Genomic DNA, 20069 nt, shown 5'->3' with positions numbered 1-20069 from the left:
CATTGTGTACATCCCGCAGTCAAAATGCCAGCCCTTGCGGCTGGCATTTTTATCTCTGTGGCATTATTCCCGCGCCAGAGCATCTACCGGATCCAGACGTGCCGCATTCCGCGCCGGTAGCCAGCCAAACAACACCCCGGTTGCAGTCGAACACAGGAAAGCCGTCAACAGCGCGACGGGTGAAAATCCAATTTCCCAGCCCGGCAGAAATAGCTGTAGCGTAAAGGCGATCAGCATCGACAGGCTAATGCCCAACGCGCCGCCAACCAGACACACCAACACTGCTTCAATTAAGAACTGTTGCAGCACGTCACTGGCGCGAGCGCCAACCGCCATACGAATGCCAATCTCACGCGTTCGTTCGGTTACCGAAACCAGCATAATATTCATCACGCCAATCCCACCGACCACCAGCGAAATCACCGCCACCAGCGTCAGGAAGAGTTGTAATGTACGTGTGGTCTTTTCGGCGGTTTTCAAGATACCGTCCATATTCCAGGTGAAGAAATCCTTCTTACCGTGGCGCAACGTCAACAGTCGGGTCAGTTGCTGTTCGGCCTGGGCACTGTCAAAACCATCCTTCACCCGCACGGTGATCGAGTTCAGCCACGACTGTCCCATTATGCGCCCGGACATAGTGCTGTAAGGCAGCCAGACACGCAGGATCTTGCTACTGCCAAACATCGACTGTTTCTCTTCTGCAACACCAATCACCGTGGCAGGCATATTCCCCACCAGCACGACCTCGCCAACAACTTTCGCTTTGTTGGGGAACAACTGACGACGGGTATTGCTGTCGAGCACCACCACCTGAGCACGCCCCGCCAGTTGCTCGGCGTTAAAGGTGGTCCCTTCGCTAAATGTCATGCCGTAGACGTTGAAATAGTCGCCGCTAACGCCATTAGCACTGGCAGCAACATCGATGTTGCCATAGCGTAACCGCAGGTTCTTCGACACTGCAGGCGTTACTGAACTGACCCAGGGCTGCTTCTGTAGCGCCGTCAAATCGTCATACCTCAACGCCTGTTGATATTGCGGATCGTCGTCGCCGAAGTCTTTGCCAGGATAGATATCAATGGTGTTAGTACCAATAGCGCGAATATCTGCCAGTACCAGTTGTTTAGCCGCATCGCCTACCACCACGATCGACACCACCGAAGCAATACCGATGATGATCCCAAGCATGGTCAGTAGCGTTCGCATTTTATTCGCGGCCATTGCCAGCCAGGCCATGGTAAGCGCTTCACGAAAACCGCTGACAAATTGGCTCCAGCCGGATGCCGTTTTCACCGTTGGCTCCGCGATATCGCGTCCGCCAGAGGGTTTCTGTGGCGGTGGATTGCGCACAATCTCGCCGTCACGAATTTCAATGACCCGTTCGGCCTGCGCGGCGACCTGGCTGTCGTGAGTAACGATAATTACCGTATGCCCGCGATCGCGCAGCTGATGCAAAATCGCCATCACCTCTTCGCCGGAATGGCTATCCAGTGCACCGGTGGGTTCGTCGGCAAGAATAACCTGCCCCCCGTTCATCAGCGCACGCGCGATACTGACCCGCTGCTGCTGACCACCGGAAAGCTGGGAAGGTTGATAGTCAACCCGGTCACCCAACCCCAGCCGCTGGAGTAATTCCTGCGCACGCGCCAGGCGCTGCTTACGTTCAGTGCCAGCGTAGACCGCGGGTACCTCAACGTTTTGTGCGGCGGTTAAATGCGACAGCAGGTGATAGCGCTGGAAGATAAAACCAAAATGCTCACGACGGAGTTGCGCTAACGCATCGCTATCCAGCGTAGAGACATCGCGTCCGGCAACGCGATACGTACCGCTGGTTGGCTTATCCAGACAGCCGAGAATGTTCATCAGCGTCGATTTACCCGAACCCGACGCCCCGACAATCGCCACCATTTCCCCGGCCTGAATGCTCAAGGATACGTCCTTCAACACCTCAACCTGGCCTTCACCTGACGGATAGCTGCGGCGGATATGGCTCAGCTCAAGCAATGCTGTCATTTTGCAGCTCCAGCGTTGCCCTCACCGGTAATGACTTCATCCCCCTCTTCCAGCCCTTTCACGATCTCCACATCGGTGTCATTACGCGCGCCGATAACCACTTCACGTTCGCGGGTTTCGCCGTTACGCAGCAGCCTGACGTTATAACGATTATTGCCAATAGGATCGCCCAGCGCCGACAGCGGGATGGTCAGGACATTTTTGACATCCGTGAGCTGGATATGGACCTGCGCGGTCATATCCAGACGCAGGATCCCTTTCGGGTTTGGAACTTCGAAGCGGGCATAGTAGAAAATCGCATCATTCACTTTCTCTGGCGTCGGAAGAACATCTTTGAGTTTACCTTCATAGCGTGTTTGCGGATCGCCCAGCACGGTAAACCAGGCCTTTTGCCCTGGATGCAGGTGAATTACATCAGCCTCAGAAACCTGCGCTTTTACCAGCATGGTGCTCATATCCGCCAGCGTCAGAATATTAGGGGCCTGCTGGGCGGCAATAACGGTTTGCCCTTGCAGCGTAGTAATTTGCGTTACTTCGCCAGCCATTGGCGCAACGATGCGGGTGTAATCAAGGTTGGTTTTTGCCGTATCGAGTGAGGCCTGATTACGTTTAATTTGCGCGTCAATTGTGCCAATTTGCGCCTGTTTGACCGCCATTTCGGTGGCCGCCGTGTCGAGATCCTGCTGTGAAACAGCCTGGGTTTTCGCCAGCTGTTGTTGGCGGGAAAGAGTAACCCGCGCCAGCTTCCACTCAGCTTCGGCTTGTAAACGCTGGGCGCGCAATTCCATCAGCGTTGCTTCAACCTCTTTAATTTGGTTTTGCGCCTGTTCAGGATCGATAACGCCGAGCAACTGATCCTTTTTTACTTTATCGCCAATCGCAACCGACAGCGTTTTTAACTGCCCGCTGACCTGCGCCCCGACGTCAACTTTACGCAGCGCATCCAGCTTACCGGTAGCCAACACGCTTTGCTGCAGATCGCCAGGACGAACAATTAATGTTTGATACTGAGGTAAAGGCGCATTAAGCGTTCGCCAAAGTGCAATTACCGCCACAATAAGGATGATGGCGAACAGAAAATAGCGTTTTTTGATTTTTCCCTTGAGCTTCATAAATGTCCCAATTCCCCCAATACGTCCACCAGAGTGGAGTGCTAAACATCAACGTTAAATAAATCGCCGTTGAAAAGCGCAAGAATAACAGAGTTATTGATGAATGGTTAAGATCCGCTGTGCTGAAATTAGTACAAGGGTATCAATCGGATTTATATTATGAGCCAGCTAACTGAAAGCACTTTTCATTCTTCAAAACCAGTTACAAGTTTTAGCCTCTTTTGTAGCCTGATGACCGGACATTGGCGCCCCGGACAATTTTGGCATCAGCGTAGCTTTCGTCGTAAGTTTTTGTTGCGCTCAGCGCTTATGCCGCGATTAACGCGTGAATGGATGACCGAGTTGGCGCAATGGCCTGACCTTGATAGCATACTTGCACGCCAGCCACGATTGCCGGTTCGTTTGCATCGCGCCTATCTCGCGAAAAATCTTGACCACAAAACGAAACTGGATGCCGTGCGTTATCATTACAATGCTATCCGTAGCTTTTTTTCAGCCACTGAATTTAAGAATTATTTAAGTGAAGATGGATTACAACTAGCGCAAATTGAGGGAAAAAATAGCGAAGTATTTAGCGTAATAATGACTTCATTCATCATACTGGATAAAGAAGGTGAAAGCACCATTCTGGTACGCAATTGCACTGGCGAGACTTTAGCGGAAATGACGTTTACGCTGTGCAATTATGAAGGGAGCAGTACACTGTTTATTGGCGGGTTACAGGGAGGCAGCCGATTACTGCCACATGAAGAAATTCAAAAAGCGACCAAATCATGCCATGGGATTTTCCCAAAACGTATTGTGATGGAAGCCATTTGCTGTTTTGCGGAACAATTAAATATCGAACAAATTCTGGCTGTAAGCAATGAACAGCATATTTTTCGCAGCCCGCGCTACGACGATAAAAACAAGGTAATCCTTTCCGACTACAACACTTTTTGGGAGTCAGTTGGCGGTGAGTGCGACAGCAACGGGTACTATCATATTCCGCGCACGCTGGCGCGAAAAAGCGAGGCGGATATTGCGAGCAAAAAACGCGCAGAATACCGCCGCCGCTATCAGCTACTGGACAGCATCCATTCGCAGCTGTCGTCGATGTTTCGCCACTAATCCGCTCTGCCGCGTGCCAGCCACAGCACGCGGGAAAACATTTTTCGCAGCAGCGTTGGCACCGCATCAACGCCCCGCCGCCCGGCTTCCATCGCCACCTCGATCGCCAGATCCGGTTTTGACGACCGATGAATCGCCTTGGAGATTATTTTGCGCATATTCATAGGCACGTTCTCCGGAATTTGCGCCACCCGGTGAAAGACGTCAGCAAACCCCTGGCGATACATAAAGTGTTCCATATCCAGCGCGGGGAGCATGGTCAAATGCTCGCGCTCTTCCTCTCTGTCGTCATTCAATAAGCTACGTACCGTGGCCGCGTACTTTTTCCCGGCTTCATCTCCATCGACCAGCACATGCCACTCTATTCCCATCCGGCGGGCGAATTTAACCAGCGGCTTAAGACCTGACTGGGCAAATTCAATGACTTTAATCCCTTCCGCATCAAAGTGGTGTCCGCACTGGCGGGCCAGTTCGTTAATCACCCAGGTTTCCGTTTCACCTTCTACCAGCAACCAGCAGCGGGCAAACAACGATGACGCACGATTAAAACGAATATGAAATGCGATTCGCCGACCATCTTCTGCACTGATCCCACCCGGCCCCAGCCGCCAGGCAGCGACGCGGGATGATTCACGTACCAGACGAACAACATGTTCAACAGGCGTAAGGGACAGCAGCTCACCGGAGTTGGTGGTCGCCACTCGCTGCAGAGGCAGTAAATTCAACAAGTGCCAGGCCACCGACAGCATGATGGGATGTAAACGCGTTTCTGGATCTTCCACCAGCAATAAAGGTCGGGCGTCTTTATCCAGCCTTAGCGTGCCTTTGGCCTGCAACAAGGTCGAAAACAGGCCCAACAGAATAACCCGGTGCGTACGTCCGCCGGGTTTATCAATCATGCGGTTAATAATGTCCAGATAGCGCCAGCTCCGTTGTTCGTTATTGGAGCGACGGCGCATCAGACGGTAGCGGGACTGGCCAGCCCCCTGCTCGGAAAAATAGTGCTCCAACAGCTGTACCATGGCCGATAAACCCTGACGGATCTGCCCGTCTGTCAGGTTTTGCGGCCGGGTAGCCAGCTCACGCGCCAGAAAATCCAGTTGGCGGGCGGTGACTTCGACATCCGCCGAATCTGGCACCGTACCGTTGCGGATCCGTCGCATAAATCGCGCGTCACGCAGACGCAGTACTGGCATCAGGCGCACGAGGTGTCGCGCCTGATCGTTAATGTCATCGAGAGGTAATGGATGGCCGTCGCCGTCAAGAAAACTGCGCAAGGTCAGAACGCTACCGTCATCCGCACACTCGCCTTCCAGGCGATAAAAAATGCGGTGATAGCCATCCTGGCACGGCGTCCAGCTGGCTTCCAGAGGACGATAGCGACGCACCCGGTGACGACCTGGTTGGGATTCACGAAACGTCAGGATAATGTGCAGGTGGTGTTCCCGGCCCTGTATATCACCCGGCGGGAACCAGAAATCCTCGCGGACAAAATGATACAGGTCTGACTCCGGCGACAGCAGCAGAGTCAAGGCATCCAGCAGACTGGATTTACCCCACGCGTTCTCCCCAATCAGCACGTTGCTCTGCTCCAGCATCAACGACAGACGGTTAATACCACGAAATCCAACAATCTCAACGCGTTCGAGAATCATATAGCCTCCGGAAATGCTAACTTTTTCCTTCAAGTTATCAGGAGTATAACGGCAAGCGGGCGCTCAGGACACCCGGTATGATCAGGAGGTTAGTAGCAGAAATTGAAAAATATAAGAATATTCTTCTTATGTTTTCCTCGGAATATTATTTCAGAACTCAATCATCACCTTTTCCTAATTGAACTATGCTTCATTCATCCAATATTCATAAAGGAATAACAACATATTGCCTTAAATCAAATTTTTTCATCAATTTAACTGGCGAAGGGATGATGTTTTTTTCTAAAATACCCGCTCTTTCATCATCGTCCCTTTTTAGCGATGAATTACCGGGCAAGGAACTCGAACCCGGAACTTTTAATTGAGGTGGTTATGTTCAGGAAATTAGCAGCTGAATTCTTCGGTACGTTTTGGCTCGTCTTTGGCGGGTGCGGTAGCGCAATACTGGCCGCAGCATTCCCGGAGTTGGGTATTGGATTTGCCGGTGTGGCCCTGGCGTTTGGTCTGACGGTACTGACTATGGCTTTCGCCGTAGGACATATTTCCGGTGGACACTTTAACCCAGCGGTAACCTTCGGTTTATGGGCTGGCGGTCGCTTCCCGGCAAAAGACGTTATTGGTTACGTTATTGCTCAGGTTGTGGGCGGTATTGTTGCAGCTGCGGCACTGTATCTTATTGCCAGCGGTAAAGCAGGTTTTGATGCAACGGCCAGTGGTTTTGCTTCGAACGGCTTTGGTGAACATTCACCAGGCGGTTATTCCATGCTTTCTGCCGTCGTCATTGAAATTATTCTGACCGCAGGTTTCTTATTAGTGATCCACGGCGCGACCGATAAACATGCTCCGGCAGGTTTTGCACCTATCGCAATTGGTCTGGCGTTAACACTGATTCACTTGATCAGTATTCCGGTCACCAACACTTCTGTAAACCCGGCACGTAGTACCGCAGTCGCCATCTTCCAGGGCGGTTGGGCACTGCAACAATTGTGGTTCTTCTGGGTTATGCCGATCATCGGTGGGGTACTCGGCGGTCTTATTTACCGCACTCTGCTGGAAAAACGCGATTAATCGCTAACAAAAAGACCTGACTATTGTCAGGTCTTTTTTCTCCACGCTATATTTCCTTTTATTTGCAACTTTACTCCCCTCTTTGCATTGAGTAGTGTGTATACCCGTTATACTTCAAGTTGCAGATGTGTTGACTGCGCTCGCTCCCCCCAGTCACGTACTTATGTACGCTCCCGGGGATTCACTCCCTTGCCGCCTTCCTGCAACTTGAATTATTTAGGTTATAGTGACGCATTTCGTCTTACTTCTCAGCAAGGATCTGATTTTCATGTTTTCAGGGCTGTTAATCATTCTGGTTCCCCTTATTGTGGGCTACCTTATTCCGCTCCGGCACAGGACTGCATTACAACTTATCAATCGCCTGTTAAGCTGGATCGTCTACCTTATTCTCTTTTTTATGGGTATTAGCCTGGCGTTTCTGGATAATCTCGCCAGCAACCTGTTAGCCATTCTTCATTATTCTGCGGTCAGCGTGACAGTCATTATGCTATGTAATATTGCGGCGCTGTTCTGGCTGGAGCGTTCGCTGCCCTGGAGACACAACCACAAGCAAGAAAAGCTCCCCTCGCGAATTGCAATGGCGCTTGAGTCGCTTCAGCTTTGCGGCGTCGTCGTCGTCGGTTTCCTGCTCGGCCTCACTGGGCTTCCCATTCTGCAGCATGCCACCGAAGCCAGCGAATATACGTTAATCTTTTTACTGTTCCTGGTGGGGATTCAACTACGCAACAGCGGCATGACCTTAAAGCAAATTGTGCTGAACCGTCGGGGGATGATCGTGGCCGTCGTCGTCGTCGCCAGTTCGATGCTGGCGGGGGTTATCAATGCCTTGATCCTCGGTCTACCGCTGAAAACCGCGCTGGCGATGGCATCAGGTTTTGGCTGGTATTCCCTATCCGGTATTCTGTTAACCGAATCATTCGGGCCCGTAATTGGTAGTGCCGCCTTCTTTAACGACCTGGCCCGTGAGCTAATCGCCATTATGTTGATTCCAGGAATGGTGGGCCGCAGCCGCTCTACCGCGCTGGGATTATGCGGCGCAACATCAATGGATTTCACCCTGCCCGTTTTACAACGCAGCGGCGGTCTGGAAATGGTCCCGGCAGCCATCGTCCACGGCTTTATTCTGAGTCTGTTAGTGCCTCTGCTGATGGCGTTTTTCTCCGCCTGACGCCGGGACAAATACCTCTCTGGCGGTAGTCAGCTACCGCCAAAATTGCGCTAAATCAATCTCCCTGCAAGTAGTAGCAGAAATCCCTTTTATCCCTTCGCGCTCAGGCATAACCTTAAACATGTATATTAAATATAACTTTAAAAGGTGTGACCATGTTTTGTGTGCAATGTGAACAAACCATCCGTACTCCGGCAGGAAACGGCTGCTCTTACGCGCAGGGTATGTGCGGTAAAACGGCTGAAACCTCCGATTTGCAGGATCTGCTGATTGCTTCCCTACAAGGTCTGTCTGCATGGGCTGTTAAAGCACGTGAATACGGCATCATCGACCATGAGGTTGATAACTTTGCGCCGCGTGCGTTCTTCTCCACGCTGACTAACGTTAACTTCGATTCCCCGCGTATTGTTGGCTATGCCCGTGAAGCTATCGCCATGCGCGACGCCCTGAAAGCGCAATGCCTGAACATCGACGCGAACGCAGCGGTCACCAACCCGATGGCCGATCTGCAACTGGTCAGCGACGATCTGGGTGACCTGCAACGTCAGGCCGCTGAATTTACCCCGAACAAAGACAAAGCAGCCATCGGCGAGAACATTCTCGGCCTGCGTCTGCTGTGTCTGTACGGCCTGAAAGGTGCGGCAGCTTACATGGAGCACGCACACGTTCTCGGTCAGTACGACAACGAAATCTACGCTCAGTACCACAAAATCATGGCATGGCTGGGTACCTGGCCTGCCGATATGAACGCTCTGCTGGAGTGTTCAATGGAAATCGGCCAGATGAACTTCAAAGTGATGAGCATTCTGGACGCCGGTGAAACCACCAAATACGGTCACCCAACCCCGACTCAGGTCAACGTAAAAGCGACCGAAGGTAAGTGCATCCTGATCTCCGGTCACGACCTGAAAGATCTGTACAACCTGCTGGAGCAGACCGAAGGTACTGGTGTTAACGTTTATACCCACGGTGAAATGCTGCCGGCACACGGCTACCCGGAACTGCGTAAGTTCAAGCACCTGATCGGTAACTACGGCAGCGGTTGGCAGAACCAGCAGGTAGAGTTTGCCCGCTTCCCAGGTCCGATCGTCATGACCTCTAACTGCATCATCGACCCGACCGTTGGCGCGTACGACGACCGTATCTGGACCCGTAGCATCGTCGGTTGGCCGGGTGTCAGCCACCTCGAAGGCGACAACTTCGGTCCGGTTATCGCTCAGGCACAGCAGATGGCTGGCTTCCCGTACAGCGAAATCCCGCACCTGATCACCGTAGGTTTCGGTCGTCAGACCCTGCTGGGCGCTGCTGATACCCTGATCGACCTGGTGAGCCGCGAAAAACTGCGTCACATCTTCCTGGTTGGCGGTTGTGACGGTGCACGTGGTGAACGTAACTACTTCACCGACTTCGCCACCAGCGTGCCGGATGACTGCCTGATCCTGACCCTTGCTTGCGGTAAATACCGCTTCAACAAACTGGAGTTCGGCGATATCGAAGGTCTGCCGCGTCTGGTGGATGCTGGTCAGTGTAACGATGCTTACTCTGCCATCATCCTGGCAGTAACCCTGGCTGAGAAACTGGGCTGTGGCGTGAACGATCTGCCGCTGTCTCTGGTGCTCTCCTGGTTCGAACAGAAAGCGATTGTTATTCTGCTGACCCTGCTGTCTCTGGGCGTGAAAAACATCGTCACTGGCCCGACTGCGCCTGGTTTCTTCACACCGGATCTGCTGGCAGTTCTAAACGAGAAATTTGGTCTGCGTTCCGTGACCACCGTTGAAGAAGACATGAAGCAACTGCTGAGCGCGTAAGGAGTAAAGAATGACAATGCCAACTCATCAGTGCCCATGGCGGATGCAGGTTCACCACATCCATCAGGAAACGCCGGATGTATGGACAATTTCGTTGCTGTGCCACGATTATTATCCTTACCGCGCCGGGCAGTATGCACTGGTCAGCGTACGTAATTCAGCGGATACGCTGCGTGCTTACACCATTTCTTCAACGCCGGGCGTTAGCGAGTACATCACGTTGACCATCCGCCGGATTGACGATGGCGCAGGTTCACAGTGGCTAACCCGCGACGTGAAGCGCGGCGACTATATCTGGCTGTCGGATGCAATGGGTGAGTTCACCTGTGAAGATAAAGCGGAAGACAAGTTCCTGATGCTGGCCGCCGGCTGTGGTGTCACGCCAATCATGTCAATGCGTCGCTGGTTGGCAAAGTACCGCCCGCAAGCGGATGTACAGGTAATCTTTAACGTTCGCTCGCCGCAAGATGTCATTTTTGCCGACGAGTGGCGCGAATATCCGGTGACATTAGTTGCTGAAAACAATGCCACAGAAGGTTTTGTTTCCGGCCGACTGACGACTGAACTGCTGAAAAGCGTACCGGATCTGACCTCACGTACCGTGATGACCTGTGGCCCGGCACCGTATATGGATCTGGTCGAGAAAGAAGTCAAAGCGCTGGGCGTGACGCGCTTCTTTAAAGAGCAGTTCTTCACACCTGTTGCCGAAGCCGCCACCAGCGGTCTGAAGTTTACCAAGCTACAGCCGGCGAAAGAGTTCTACGCGCCGGTGGGCAGTACGCTGCTGGATGCGCTGGAAAGCAACAAGGTTCCGGTTGTCGCCGCATGCCGTGCAGGCGTTTGCGGCTGCTGCAAAACCAAAGTGGTTGACGGTAACTACACGGTCAGCAGCACCATGACGCTGACCGACGCAGAAATCGCTGAAGGTTATGTGCTGGCTTGTTCCTGTCATCCGCAGGGTGATTTAGTGCTGGCGTAATTGGCCGGTATCTGATGTGCAAAAGGCTGCCTGGCTGTACCGGGTGGCCTTTTTTATGCTGTCAGGCGTTGCAAAATTCTGATGTTTTCACTCTCCCCGCAAATTATCGACCACACTTACCCTGCGCAGATTAAACATAATCCCCGACTAGCACGTCGAACTTTCTACAAGGATCCCCATGAAAAAAGTGGCTATTGTCGGCGTCGGTCCCACCGGGATTTATACGTTTCATGCCCTGGTTGAGCGCGGTGAACCGCTGGAAATAGAGCTTTACGAGCAAGCTGAAGAGGCGGGCGTTGGCATGCCTTACAATAGCGACAACAACGCAGACCACATGCTGGCAAATATAGCCAGCATTGAGATCCCACCGATTTATATCAACTATCTGACGTGGCTACAAAATCAAAGTGATGACTATCTGGCCCAGTTTCAGATTGAACGCACCTCTTTGCATGAGCGGAAATTTTTACCCCGCGTGATCCTCGGCGGCTATTATCGCGATCGTTTCTTAGCCATTGTCGATAAAGCGCAACAAGCCGGCTTCACGATTCGCGTACATGAAGCAAGCAAAGTCACCGACCTGCAAGCGACCCCGAATGGGGTTTCTTTGTGGATCAACCACGCTTCACAGCCCGTTGAGGTGGATTTCGCCGCTATCGCCACTGGTCATCTGTGGCCTGAAACGGATGCTCAGGCACGCAAATTTTTCCCCAGTCCGTGGACCGGTCTGATGGACGCGCAGATTGGTGCTTGCCGGGTAGGGATTCTGGGCACCTCGTTAAGTGCTATCGACGCCGCGATGGCTGTGGCCAGTCAGCATGGCACCTTCACTACCAATACCGACCATTCACTGCAATTCACACCTAAATCCGACAGTCAAAACCTGAAACTGACCCTGATGTCGCGCAGCGGGGTACTGCCTGAAGCGGATTTTTACTGCCCCCTTCCGTATGAATCGCTGAATATCGCGACGCCAGAAGCGATTGAAGATGCCATTGCCCATGGCCAAAACGGATTACTGGACCGCATCTTTCAGCTTATGGCGCAACAACTGCAAGACGCAGCGCCAGGCTGGTGCCAACAGGTGGCGCTTGCGACGCTTAACGCCGACACGTTCCCCGAAGTCTATTTCGCCGACAGGCTCAGACATGACCCTTTTGACTGGGCGAGACGTAACCTGGTAGAAGTTGAGCGCAACAAGCAAAAACAACATACCGTCGCCTGGCGCTATACCTTGCTGCGCCTGCACGAGGTTATCGAGGAGATAGTCCCTCATCTTGATACCCGCGACGAAAAACGTTTCAGGTGCGGACTGGCGCGGGTATTTATTGATAACTATGCGGCAATCCCGTCAGAGTCAGTTCGCCGAATACTGGCGCTGCACGAAGCCGGGCTGATTGAGATCCTCGCGCTTGGCACAGATTATGAGCGTATGAATGAACAGGAAATGACGGTAATTTCCCACCACGGTCAGCGCAGCGAATTTGATGTGTTTATTGACGCCCGAGGACAACGGGCATTGCAGAGCAAAGATATCCCGTTCCCAACGCTACGCGATCAACTGCTGGCCTGTGGCGATGAGATCCCGGATGTCGGCGAAGATTACACGCTGCAAGCGCCGGAAAACGCCCGCAATCGCATCGCTTTTGGCGGGCTGCCGTGGTTGATGCACGATCGTCCGTTTATTCAGGGATTAGTGGTCAGCGCTGAAATAGGCACCGCGATGGCAAGGGCATTGACGCAGCGAGCGCTGAGACGTCGGCACAAACTATGGAACAGTGACGACATAGATTAGCGACAGATTGAACGACGAGGCGGAGCAATGCTACGCTTTCCCGCCTCGGTATAGTCTCTCAGATGGTAACTATCGCCAGGCAGAATTCCCGGCAACGGAGTAACGCCCCGCCCCCAAAAACGCCACGGCCAGCGCGCCGATGAAGAAATAAACCAGACTTTCAATCGCCCATGCACCGGTTTTATCCAGTGTCCAGGTTTCGCCCATCCCGACCATCAGCCATGCCACAACCATCGTAAACGCCAGCCCCAACGCCGCCGGACGCGTCAGGATGCCAAGAATAATCAGGCACGGTGCCACGACCTCTCCCAACAAAACGCCATACGCAATAAAGCCAGGGAAACCTTTCGCGATCAACATACCGCTGATGCCATCAATACCTGCAAAGAGTTTATGCAGCCCATGAAACAGCATCAGCCCACCGACGGCAAAGCGTAACAATAACTTGCCAAAATCTTCGTGAGTCAGCACTCGGTTAACTGAATTTAATAGTTTTATAACCATTTGAATTTATTCCTTGTTTCACCATGTCCAAAACAAACTACGCTTAATACAGGTTAAATGAAACCTGCCGGAAATAAGGGGGAAATGAGAAGCATAACTATTATCTTCATCTAAACTTGTAACCGGTATCACATTAGAGGAGAAGGAAAACCATGAAACAAACGGTTGCCGCTTTTATTGCTAAAACACTCGAACAGGCTGGCGTAAAACGCATTTGGGGTGTAACGGGTGACTCGCTAAATGGTCTGAGTGACAGTCTGAATCGTATGGGAACAATTGACTGGATGCCAACCCGTCATGAAGAGGTTGCAGCCTTCGCTGCGGGCGCTGAAGCGCAGTTGACGGGCGAACTGGCCGTCTGCGCAGGCTCGTGCGGGCCAGGCAACCTGCACCTGATCAACGGGCTGTTTGATTGTCACCGTAACCACGTCCCGGTGCTGGCAATCGCCGCGCATATTCCCTCCAGTGAAATAGGCAGCGGTTATTTTCAGGAGACCCACCCGCAAGAGTTGTTCCGCGAATGTAGCCACTATTGCGAGCTGGTTTCCAGCCCAGAACAGATCCCACAGGTGCTGGCAATTGCCATGCGTAAGGCGGTGCTCAACCGTGGCGTCTCCGTGGTGGTTTTACCCGGTGACGTGGCGCTAAAACCTGCGCCTGAAAGCGCCACCACGCACTGGTATCATGCGCCGCTCCCGATGGTGACTCCACAAGAAGAAGAGCTGAGAAAACTGGCGCAACTGCTGCGCTACTCCAGCAATATCGCCCTGATGTGCGGTAGTGGCTGCGCCGGTGCGCATAAAGAACTGGTTGAATTTGCGGCTAAAATCAAAGCACCGATTGTTCACGCCCTGCGTGGTAAAGAGCATGTTGAGTACGATAACCCCTATGACGTGGGAATGACCGGGCTGATTGGCTTTTCATCCGGCTTCCATACCATGATGAATGCCGACACACTTATCCTGCTTGGCACCCAGTTCCCCTATCGCCCGTTCTACCCCACCGATGCCAAAATTATTCAGATTGATATCAATCCGGCGAGCATTGGCGCGCACAGTAAAGTTGATATGGCGCTGGTAGGCGATATTAAATCCACTCTCCGTGCCCTACTGCCGCTGGTGGAGGAAAAAACCGAGCGGCAGTTCCTGGACAAAGCGCTGGAGCACTATCGCGAGGCGCGCAAAGGGCTGGATGATTTAGCCAAACCCAGCGATAAAGCCATTCACCCACAATATCTGGCGCAGCAGATCAGCCACTTTGCCGCTGACGATGCCATCTTTACCTGCGACGTTGGCACGCCAACGGTGTGGGCAGCACGCTATCTGAAAATGAACGGCAAACGTCGCCTGCTCGGATCGTTTAACCACGGGTCGATGGCGAATGCCATGCCGCAGGCACTCGGCGCACAAGCCACAGAACCAGGACGCCAGGTTGTGGCAATGTGCGGTGACGGCGGCTTTAGCATGCTGATGGGAGACTTTCTGTCGGTTGTCCAGATGAAGCTGCCGGTGAAGATTATTGTCTTCAACAACAGCGTGCTGGGATTTGTCGCAATGGAGATGAAAGCGGGCGGTTATCTGACCGACGGCACCGAACTGCACGACACCAACTTCGCGCGGATTGCCGAAGCCTGCGGCATTACAGGCATTCGCGTGGAAAAATCCTCAGAGGTTGATGAAGCGCTACAAAGGGCGATGTCGATTGACGGCCCGGTGCTGGTCGATGTAGTCGTGGCGAAAGAAGAGCTGGCGATCCCGCCGCAGATCAAACTCGAACAGGCCAAAGGTTTTAGCCTGTATATGCTGCGCGCAATCATCAGCGGACGCGGTGATGAAGTGATCGAACTGGCGAAAACGAACTGGCTCAGGTAAAACATCCTTATTAAATCACACACAAAATCATTCATGATGCATCAAGGCGGCTAGCCCGAAAATCCCCAGTCACATAGGTATACTATGTGACTGGGGTTTAAGGGTGCGGCCAACGCCGAGACAGCTTGAAGGATGAAGTGTAATAAGGAGACACCATGATTGATTTACGCAGTGATACCGTCACCCGGCCGAGTCGCGCCATGCTGGAAGAGATGATGGCAGCCCCGGTCGGGGATGACGTGTATGGAGACGACCCTACCGTTAACGCCCTCCAGCAATACGCCGCAGAGCTTTCTGGTAAAGAAGCCGCTATTTTCCTACCCACCGGCACTCAGGCAAACCTGGTGGCGCTGCTCAGCCATTGTCAGCGTGGCGAAGAGTACATTGCCGGTCAGGGCGCACATAACTATCTCTACGAAGCAGGTGGCGCAGCGGTGCTCGGTAGCATTCAACCGCAGCCTATCGACGCCGCACCGGATGGCTCCCTGCCGCTGGACAAAGTGGCTGCAAAAATCAAAGTGGACGATATCCATTTTGCCCGCACCCGCTTGCTCAGCCTGGAAAATACCCACAACGGCAAAGTGCTGCCGCGCGCGTATCTGAAAGACGCCTGGGAATTCACCCGCGAGCGTAATCTTGCCCTGCACGTCGACGGCGCACGTATTTTTAACGCCATCGTCGCCTACGGCTGTGAACTTAAAGATGTCACGCAATACTGTGATTCGTTCACCATTTGCCTCTCCAAAGGCCTCGGCACCCCCGTTGGTTCACTGCTGGTCGGCAGCCACGAGTACATCAAACGCGCTATTCGCTGGCGCAAAATGACCGGCGGCGGAATGCGTCAGGCCGGTATTCTGGCAGCAGCCGGACTGTATGCGCTGAAAAATAACGTGCCGCGTTTGCAGGAAGACCATGACAACGCCGCCTGGATGGCGGAGCAGCTGCGCGAAGCAGGGGCGGACGTCATGCGCCACGACACAAATATGCTGTTTGTTCGCGTTGGCGAAGAGCACGCTGCCGCGCTGGGCGAATATATGAAAGCGCAAGGCGTGCTGATTAACGCCTCCCCAATTGTGCGCCTGGTGATGCACCTGGACGTATCGCGTGAACAACTTGCTGAAGTCGTCGCCCACTGGCGCGCTTTTTTAACCCAATAAGGAGATGGGCGTGCCGCAACGGATTTTGGTTCTTGGCGCCAGTGGCTACATTGGTCAGCATTTGGTACAGGCGCTCAGTCAGCAAGGGCATCAGGTGTTGGCTGCGGCACGTCGCATTGAACGGCTGGAAAAGCAGCAACTGCCCAATGTCAGTTGCCACAAGGTCGATTTGAATTGGCCAGAAAACCTCACCCCGCTGCTGACGGGTGTTGATACGGTTTATTATCTGGTTCATGGTATGGGCGAAGGCGGTGATTTTATCGCCCACGAACGTCAGGTGGCGATGAACGTGCGCGATGCTCTGCGTAATACGCCAGTTAAACAGCTTATTTTCCTGAGCTCATTGCAGGCTCCCCGGCATGAACAATCCGATCATCTGCGTGCGCGACAGATAACCGCAGACACCCTGCGCGAGTCAGGCGTGCCAATGACGGAATTGCGCGCGGGCATTATCGTGGGAGCGGGTTCCGCTGCCTTTGAAGTCATGCGCGATATGGTTTACAACCTGCCGGTTCTCACCCCTCCACGCTGGGTACGCTCGCGTACCACACCTATCGCGCTGGAGAATTTAATGTACTACCTGGTGGCGTTGCTGGATCATCCCACACAGCATCACCGCGTCCTCGAAGCCGCCGGGCCGCAGGTGTTGAGCTATCAGGAACAGTTCGAGCATTTTATGGCGGTCAGCGGTAAACATCGCCTGCTCATCCCCATCCCCTTCCCTACCCGCTGGATTTCGGTCTGGTTTTTGAACGTCATTACGTCAGTGCCGCCAACCACGGCCAAAGCGCTGATCCAGGGCTTAAAACACGACCTGCTGGCCGATGACACTGAATTACGTGCGCTGATCCCACAAAAACTGATTGCCTTTGATGACGCGGTGCGCAGCACGTTGAAGGAAGAAGAGAAGCTGGTCAACTCCAGCGATTGGGGTTACGACGCACAGGCGTTTGCCCGCTGGCGTCCAGAATATGGCTATTTTGCTAAACAAGCTGGCTTTAGCGTTGAAACCTCCGCCAGCAAAAAGGCTCTGTGGCAGGTTGTGAATCGACTCGGCGGCAAAGAAGGCTATTTCTTTGGCAATATTCTATGGAAGACGCGCGCTGCGTTGGACCTGCTGGTCGGCCATAAGCTGGCAAAAGGTCGTCCCGAACACCCACTATTGCAAGTTGGCGATACCGTTGATAGCTGGAAAGTCATCATTGTTGAGCCGGAGAAACAGCTGACGCTGCTGTTTGGGATGAAAGCGCCGGGACTGGGTCGCCTGAGCTTCACACTGGAAGATAAAGGTGACCACCGACGCATTGATGTACGCGCGTGGTGGCATCCGCACGGTATGCCTGGCCTCTTCTACTGGCTGTTGATGATCCCCGCCCACCTGTTCATTTTCAGGGGGATGGCGAAGCGTATAGCCAAACTTGCAGAACAAATCACAGACTAATGATAAAAAGAGCCTGTATTCTTTCATGTTTCCCATTGCATACAGGCGTAATTCACGGAAGAATGCGCACGACGTTTTTTAAACACAGTGGATTGATATGAAGGTACTGGTTACCGGAGCCACCAGCGGCTTGGGCCGAAACGCGGTTGAGTTTTTATGCAGCAAAGGCGTCAGCGTCAGAGCCACCGGTCGCAACGAAGCGATGGGCAAGCTGCTGGAGAAAATGGGCGCAGAATTTGTGCATGCGGATTTGACCGAGCTGGTTTCTTCGCAGGCAAAAGTGATGCTTGCCGGCATTGACACGCTGTGGCACTGCTCCAGCTTCACCTCTCCATGGGGAACTCAGGAAGCTTTTGATCTGGCCAACGTTCGTGCTACCCGCCGTCTGGGCGAGTGGGCCGTAGCCTGGGGCGTACGTAACTTTATTCATATCTCCTCTCCGTCGCTGTATTTTGATTATCACCATCATCGCGATATCAAAGAAGACTTCCGTCCCCATCGCTTCGCCAATGAATTCGCCCGCAGCAAAGCGGCTGGAGAAGAGGTGATTGCGCTGCTCGCCCAGGCCAATCCGCAGACTCGCTTTACTGTCTTGCGCCCGCAAAGCTTGTTCGGACCTCACGATAAAGTCTTTATTCCCCGCCTCGCCCATATGATGTACCACTACGGCAGTATCCTGTTGCCGCACGGCGGGAGTGCGCTGGTGGATATGACCTATTACGAGAACGCAGTTCACGCGATGTGGCTGGCGAGTCAGGAAGCCTGCGATAAGCTGCCGTCGGGTCGTGCGTACAATATAACCAACGGTGAACATCGCACCCTGCGCAGTATTGTGCAGAAACTTATCGACGAGCTGAATATTGACTGCCGTATCCGCTCCGTGCCCTACCCGATGCTGGACATGATTGCCCGCAGCATGGAGCGCTTAGGCAATAAATCGGCGAAAGAGCCAAAGCTTACGCATTACGGCGTTTCGAAGCTAAATTTTGACTTTACGCTGGATACCAGCCGCGCTCAGGAAGAGTTAGGTTATCAGCCCGTTGTGACGCTGGATGAAGGGATTGAGCGTACCGCGGCCTGGCTGCGCGACCACGGTAAGCTGCCGCGTTAGGCTGATAGCCATTGCAGGGTGGCGGCACAAGCGCCACAAATACCTGCCAAATTAACCGTAGGCCTGATAAGCGAAGCGCCATCAGGCATTGGTGTCTGCGTTAACCCTGCCCGTATTTCTCCAGTAACGCTTCGGCAATCGCCTGCGTTTCCGCGTCCGCCACGCCATTCCACAACGTCGGGCGGAAGTGCATCTGGAACGCCATAATCACCCGCTGCTGTTCACGCGGCGTCATCTCGGGTTTTACCTCATAGCCATAGAGTGACAGTAGATCGAGCAATGACGCGGTTTCTACCGGCGAATGGGGCGCTCGTCCAGCGAGATAAAATGCCACACGCTGAGCATCCGGCCATGCGCCAATGCCCTGAACGGCCAGTGCTTGCCACGGAAACAGCGGACCGGGATCGTCCTTACGCTGCGGCGCAATGTCTGCATGAGCCACCACGTTTTGCGGTTTTATGTCGTAGCGGGCGATGATATCTTTCGCCAATGGGACTAACGCCTGAATCTGCGCGGGCTCAAACGGCGCAAAATACTTGCTGCCCGCTGATTTTTGCCAGCCGCGGTTTTCCAGCTCAATGCCAATTGAGGTATCGTTAATACGCGTAGCGCCGCGCCAGAAGCTAATCCCCGCATGCCAGGCCAGATCTTTTTCCGGCACCAGTTGCCAGATACGCGGCTTACCATGGTAAAGCGGCGGCACTGCTGGGATCAAATAGTGCGAACTGACGTTTTTATCGGTCAGCGTAGCCAGAGAAGAGTCAAAATCATCGGCCGTGTAATGGATAACCAGCACTTTAATGCGCGGATAAGCAGCCTGTGCCTGTCGGCGGGTATCTAACTGATACCCGTCTTTGTCGACAATCCCTTTTTCGCCAGCACATCCCACCAGCAACAGCGTAAATGCCAGCAGACACAACAGACGTTTCATCGGCGAGTTTTCACCGCGGTACCGCTGACGCTCACCATCAGCATGCTACCGTCTTTGCCTACGGTTTCGTAATCGATATCGATACCGACCACCGCATCAGCACCCAGCGCTTTCGCCTGTTCGCCCAGCTCCTGAAAAGCAATTTCACGCGCTTTACGCAGCTCTTTTTCATACGCGCCGGAGCGACCACCGACAATATCGCGAATGCCGGCGAAGAAATCGCGGAAGATATTCGCGCCTAAAATGGCTTCACCGGTAACAACACCGCAGTATTCCACGATGCTCTGTCCTTCCAGCGTAGGGGTTGTCGAAAACTGCATGGTTAATCTCCTTTTTGCGCTAAGAGCAC

Annotated in this window: 16 protein-coding genes; 10 read left to right on the top strand and 6 right to left on the bottom strand. The window is 53.3% G+C overall.

The annotated features are described in order from the left end of the window. Nucleotides 1–63: 63 nt before the first annotated feature. Together macB and macA are read right to left on the bottom strand one after the other, a co-directional pair. Complete coding sequence (macB, locus tag OGX92_RS20050; protein ID WP_003834285.1) at nt 64–2010, bottom strand: macrolide ABC transporter ATP-binding protein/permease MacB; 1947 nt, start codon at nt 2008–2010, stop codon at nt 64–66. Beyond that, nucleotides 2007–3122 carry a macrolide transporter subunit MacA gene (gene macA / locus OGX92_RS20045; RefSeq protein ID WP_148361767.1) on the bottom strand — a complete coding sequence of 372 codons (1116 nt, stop codon included), beginning with the start codon at nt 3120–3122 and terminating at the stop codon, nt 2007–2009. The genes macB and macA overlap by 4 nt, the downstream gene beginning before the upstream one ends. 159 nt (nt 3123–3281) lie before the next feature. Between macA and OGX92_RS20040 the strand changes: the two genes are divergently transcribed. Beyond that, nucleotides 3282–4232 carry a VirK/YbjX family protein gene (locus OGX92_RS20040; RefSeq protein WP_003834290.1) on the top strand — a complete coding sequence of 317 codons (951 nt, stop codon included), beginning with the start codon at nt 3282–3284 and terminating at the stop codon, nt 4230–4232. On the opposite strand, the gene OGX92_RS20035 is transcribed toward OGX92_RS20040, so the two are convergent. Next, nucleotides 4229–5887, bottom strand: coding sequence for an ATP-dependent endonuclease (locus tag OGX92_RS20035; protein WP_003834292.1), 1659 nt, complete (start codon nt 5885–5887; stop codon nt 4229–4231). The two genes, OGX92_RS20040 and OGX92_RS20035, sit on opposite strands and share 4 nt — an antisense overlap. Before the next feature lie 372 nt (nt 5888–6259). On the opposite strand from OGX92_RS20035, the gene aqpZ reads away from it, so the two are divergent. The 5 genes from aqpZ (at nt 6260) to OGX92_RS20010 (ending at nt 12705) form a co-directional block, all read left to right on the top strand. Then, nucleotides 6260–6955, top strand: a complete 696-nt coding sequence (aqpZ, locus tag OGX92_RS20030) for an aquaporin Z (RefSeq protein WP_003834293.1) — start codon at nt 6260–6262, stop codon at nt 6953–6955. Between the two features lie 268 nt (nt 6956–7223). Continuing rightward, nucleotides 7224–8123 (top strand): LysO family transporter, encoded by a 900-nt coding sequence (locus OGX92_RS20025; RefSeq protein ID WP_149335161.1) that lies wholly within the window; start codon nt 7224–7226, stop codon nt 8121–8123. Nucleotides 8124–8278: 155 nt separating this feature from the next. Continuing rightward, complete coding sequence (gene hcp / locus OGX92_RS20020; protein WP_008785224.1) at nt 8279–9931, top strand: hydroxylamine reductase; 1653 nt, start codon at nt 8279–8281, stop codon at nt 9929–9931. Between the two features lie 10 nt (nt 9932–9941). After that, nucleotides 9942–10910 carry an NADH oxidoreductase gene (hcr, locus tag OGX92_RS20015; RefSeq protein WP_003834299.1) on the top strand — a complete coding sequence of 323 codons (969 nt, stop codon included), beginning with the start codon at nt 9942–9944 and terminating at the stop codon, nt 10908–10910. A 178-nt stretch (nt 10911–11088) separates the two neighbouring features. After that, nucleotides 11089–12705, top strand: a complete 1617-nt coding sequence (locus OGX92_RS20010) for an FAD-NAD(P)-binding protein (protein WP_286586987.1) — start codon at nt 11089–11091, stop codon at nt 12703–12705. A gap of 69 nt (nt 12706–12774) precedes the next feature. On the opposite strand, the gene OGX92_RS20005 is transcribed toward OGX92_RS20010, so the two are convergent. Beyond that, entirely contained in the window at nt 12775–13209 is a 435-nt protein-coding gene (locus tag OGX92_RS20005) for a DoxX family protein (RefSeq protein WP_003834302.1), read from the bottom strand. A gap of 152 nt (nt 13210–13361) precedes the next feature. Between OGX92_RS20005 and poxB the strand changes: the two genes are divergently transcribed. The 4 genes from poxB to OGX92_RS19985 all read left to right on the top strand — a co-directional run bounded on the left by poxB (nt 13362) and on the right by OGX92_RS19985 (nt 18789). Further along, nucleotides 13362–15080, top strand: a complete 1719-nt coding sequence (gene poxB, locus OGX92_RS20000; RefSeq protein WP_003834304.1) for a ubiquinone-dependent pyruvate dehydrogenase — start codon at nt 13362–13364, stop codon at nt 15078–15080. Between the two features lie 155 nt (nt 15081–15235). Continuing rightward, nucleotides 15236–16237 carry a low-specificity L-threonine aldolase gene (gene ltaE / locus OGX92_RS19995; protein WP_063940499.1) on the top strand — a complete coding sequence of 334 codons (1002 nt, stop codon included), beginning with the start codon at nt 15236–15238 and terminating at the stop codon, nt 16235–16237. 10 nt (nt 16238–16247) lie between these two features. Further along, nucleotides 16248–17678 (top strand): SDR family oxidoreductase, encoded by a 1431-nt coding sequence (locus OGX92_RS19990; protein ID WP_267440772.1) that lies wholly within the window; start codon nt 16248–16250, stop codon nt 17676–17678. 97 nt (nt 17679–17775) lie between these two features. Continuing rightward, a complete protein-coding gene (locus OGX92_RS19985; RefSeq protein WP_003834312.1) occupies nt 17776–18789 on the top strand; it encodes a 3-beta-hydroxysteroid dehydrogenase in 1014 nt (337 codons plus the stop codon). Between the two features lie 100 nt (nt 18790–18889). Here OGX92_RS19985 and OGX92_RS19980 read toward each other — a convergent pair whose 3' ends face one another. Both OGX92_RS19980 and OGX92_RS19975 read right to left on the bottom strand, forming a co-directional pair. Further along, nucleotides 18890–19720 (bottom strand): N-acetylmuramoyl-L-alanine amidase, encoded by an 831-nt coding sequence (locus OGX92_RS19980; RefSeq protein ID WP_286586986.1) that lies wholly within the window; start codon nt 19718–19720, stop codon nt 18890–18892. After that, nucleotides 19717–20040, bottom strand: coding sequence for a heavy metal-binding domain-containing protein (locus OGX92_RS19975; RefSeq protein WP_001160725.1), 324 nt, complete (start codon nt 20038–20040; stop codon nt 19717–19719). The genes OGX92_RS19980 and OGX92_RS19975 overlap by 4 nt, the downstream gene beginning before the upstream one ends. Nucleotides 20041–20069: the final 29 nt, after the last annotated feature.

The organism is Citrobacter sp. Cpo089, assembly GCF_030332695.1.
GTDB lineage: Bacteria > Pseudomonadota > Gammaproteobacteria > Enterobacterales > Enterobacteriaceae > Citrobacter > Citrobacter portucalensis.
This window is presented reverse-complemented; position numbering and strand designations above follow the sequence as displayed.